Source organism: Mesorhizobium sp. M2C.T.Ca.TU.002.02.1.1 (genome assembly GCF_003997225.1).
This window is the reverse complement of the sequence record NZ_RZTO01000839.1, coordinates 1-2,597: the sequence shown is the minus strand read 5'-3', so window position 1 is coordinate 2,597 and position 2,597 is coordinate 1. Positions and strand designations below refer to the sequence as shown.

The window sequence follows — 2,597 nt, the reverse complement described above, 5'->3', positions numbered from 1 at the left end:
ACCCCTCCCAGACCACGCATCCGCGCGGCCGTTCCTTCCGCGCCTTCGCCGACCAGACGCGCAGCGACCGCCGCGCGCTCGCGGCTTGCATCGCAAAGTCGCGCGAGCTGCTCAGCGAGGACGACATGGCCCGCATCGCTCAGCCGACGCTGATCGCCGTCGGCACGAAGGACGATATCGGCGGCTCGCCGGACGAGCTTGCCGCTTTGATGCCCAACGCCAGGGCCTTCCACATCGAGGGCCGCGACCACATGCTCGCCGTCGGCGACAAGAGCTTCAAGCAGCGCGTGCTCGAGTTCTACGCCGAAAACCCGCTCTGAGCGGGGCGCTCTTTGGCCTGACAATGGTCGATCTTCTCGTCACCTATATGGAGATGCTGGCGCCGCCGCGGGGCGCGCCGCTTGCGTCACCGTCGCCGGACGCGATCGTGACGCGCGAAAGGCTCGATCCTGCCAGTTATCTCGATCTCTACCGCTCGGTCGGCGGACCGGTGCAATGGGACCAGCGCCTGCGCATGCCGAAAGCAGACCTCGAAACGCTGCTTGCCGGCGCCTCTACGCATATCCATGTGCTGCGCGTCGATGGCGAGGCCGCGGGCTTCTGCGAGTTCAACAATGTCGGCGAAGCGGCTATCGAGCTCGTCCACTTCGGGCTGGTCCCGGCCTTTCAAGGCAAGCGCTTGGGTCCGTTCCTGCTCGATCAGGCGTTGCGCGCGGCGTGGTCGCATCGGCCGCAAAAGCTGTGGCTTCACACCGACACCTATGATCATCCGGCGGCCCGGTCGGTTTACGAGCGCGCGGGTTTCAGAGGTTACGCGGAGAGGATCGAGACCTTTCCAGACTAGTCGGAAGGCGCCGCGCGCTTTCCCGTAGCCATCTAGGCGCGGGCTCTCCTATCGGCCAGGGATCTCGCCATGACGCACAGCAGCTCGAACATCATCGTCGCGCCGGCCAGCGCCGTCATGCCGGCAAGATCGAACGGAGGCGCGACCTCGACGACATCGGCGCCGGCGAAATTCAATCCGTCCAGCGATCGAACCATCTCCTGCGCCTCGCGCGTCGTGAAGCCGCCGAGCTCGGGTGTGCCGGTGCCGGGGGCCATGGACGGATCGATGCAATCGATGTCGAACGTCACGTAGGTCGGGCTGTCGCCGACAAGATCGCGCGCTTCCCGCATGACGGAAGCGACGCCGCGCCGGACGAACTCTTCCATATAGATGACGCGCACGCCTTGGGCGGTCGCCCAGTCGTGCTCGCCTGGCTCGTAGATCGACCCTCTGATCCCGATCTGGACCACACGCTTGGGGTCGAGAAGGCCTTCCTCGATCGCGCGCCGGAAAGGCGTTCCGTGCGTATAGGGATTATCGCCGAAGTAGCGGTCGTTGGTGTCGGAATGGGCGTCGAAGTGGATCATGCCGACCGGCGCCTTGCGGGCCACCGCGCGCAGCACCGGCAGCGTCGTCAGATGATCGCCGCCCGCGGCCAGGGGAAGAGCTCCCTCGGCGACGATGGCCGCAATACCGTCCTCGATGCGCTTCAACCCGTCGAGCAGGTTGATGGGATTGACCGACAGGTCGCCGACATCGGCAATGTTGGCGATGCTGAACGGTTCCGTTCCCGAGACGTGGTGGACGCGGCGCATCAGGCTCGACTGGTTCCTGATTTCGCGCGGACCATGGCGGGCGCCGGCCCGGTTCGTCGTGCCGCCGTCCCAGGGAATCCCGACAAGCGCGATGTCGAGCCCCTTCGCCGTCGGCACGGCCGGCAGCCGCATAAAGGTGGAAAGTCCGGCAAAGCGCGGCACCTGCGCGGCGTCGACGGGTTGGTGGAAGCTGTTCTGCATGGTGTTGGTCATCTCAGGCGAATTCACGTTTGACGATTTCGGCGATGCGCGTTTCGCAGTCGCTCAGCAGCCAGCGGCCCTTCTCGGCAGAGGAGCCTTCCGTGAGCGACAGCACGCCCGAGGGCGGCACTTCTTCGGCAGGGCGAGGATAACGGTCATAGGGCTTGAAGCGGGCAGGGCCGTCATGCAGGGCCCGGTCGAGATCGACGAGTTCCGGGCGCAATGCCAGCATCATCGAGGTTTCGATCACGCTTGCATGTTCCAGTTCGATGCCGGGATAGCCATCGGGGAACACCCTGGCGAGCGTTTCGGGGCGAAGCATTTCCCAATGATCGATACGCAGGATGGTCATGTCCGCGGCGCGGTCGCGACCGATCGCGTCGAGCGCCAGTTCGATGCCCTCGATCGACGGGCCGATGTTTTCGTAATGGCCGTTGAGCACCACGATGCGCCGCACCTGCTGGCGGCGGAGGTCGCAGATCACGTCCTTGACCAGCAGCGAGAAGGTGTGCGCGGTGATGTTGATGGTGCCGGGAAAGGCCGGGCCGCCGCCGGTTCTCGGCTGCGAGCGATTGCCGTAGGCGATCGTCGGCGCGACGAGGCCGCCCACTTCCGACGCCACATTCGCGGCAATGGCGGTCGGGATCACGACATCGACGTTCATCGCCATATGGTGGCCATGCTGCTCGGTCGAGCCAAGCGGCAGGAAGACCGGCGCGCCGGCGGCTATCCTTCTCTGGGCTTCGGGCCAAGGC

General features: G+C 65.7%; 3 protein-coding genes and 1 pseudogene. 2 read left to right on the top strand and 2 right to left on the bottom strand.

Annotated features, from left to right (window positions below):
- Together EOD07_RS30220 and EOD07_RS30215 are read left to right on the top strand one after the other, a co-directional pair.
- Window positions 1-320, top strand: a pseudogene (locus EOD07_RS30220) (alpha/beta hydrolase); the annotation flags it as partial.
- 23 nt (window positions 321-343) lie between these two features.
- Window positions 344-844, top strand: a complete 501-nt coding sequence (locus tag EOD07_RS30215; RefSeq protein WP_127237919.1) for a GNAT family N-acetyltransferase — start codon at window positions 344-346, stop codon at window positions 842-844.
- Window positions 845-876: 32 nt separating this feature from the next.
- Here the strand turns inward: EOD07_RS30215 and speB are convergent, their stop codons facing one another.
- A complete protein-coding gene (speB, locus tag EOD07_RS30210) occupies window positions 877-1,842 on the bottom strand; it encodes an agmatinase (RefSeq protein ID WP_127237920.1) in 966 nt (321 codons plus the stop codon).
- A gap of 13 nt (window positions 1,843-1,855) precedes the next feature.
- A partial coding sequence (locus EOD07_RS30205) for a creatininase (protein WP_127237918.1) occupies window positions 1,856-2,597 on the bottom strand: 742 nt, incomplete at its 5' end.

Coding starts and splice junctions, on each gene's coding strand:
- EOD07_RS30215 (WP_127237919.1), top strand. CDS start 344: ATGGTCGATCTTCTCGTCACCTATATGGAGATGCTGGCGCCGCCGCGG.
- speB (WP_127237920.1), bottom strand. CDS start 1,842: ATGCAGAACAGCTTCCACCAACCCGTCGACGCCGCGCAGGTGCCGCGC.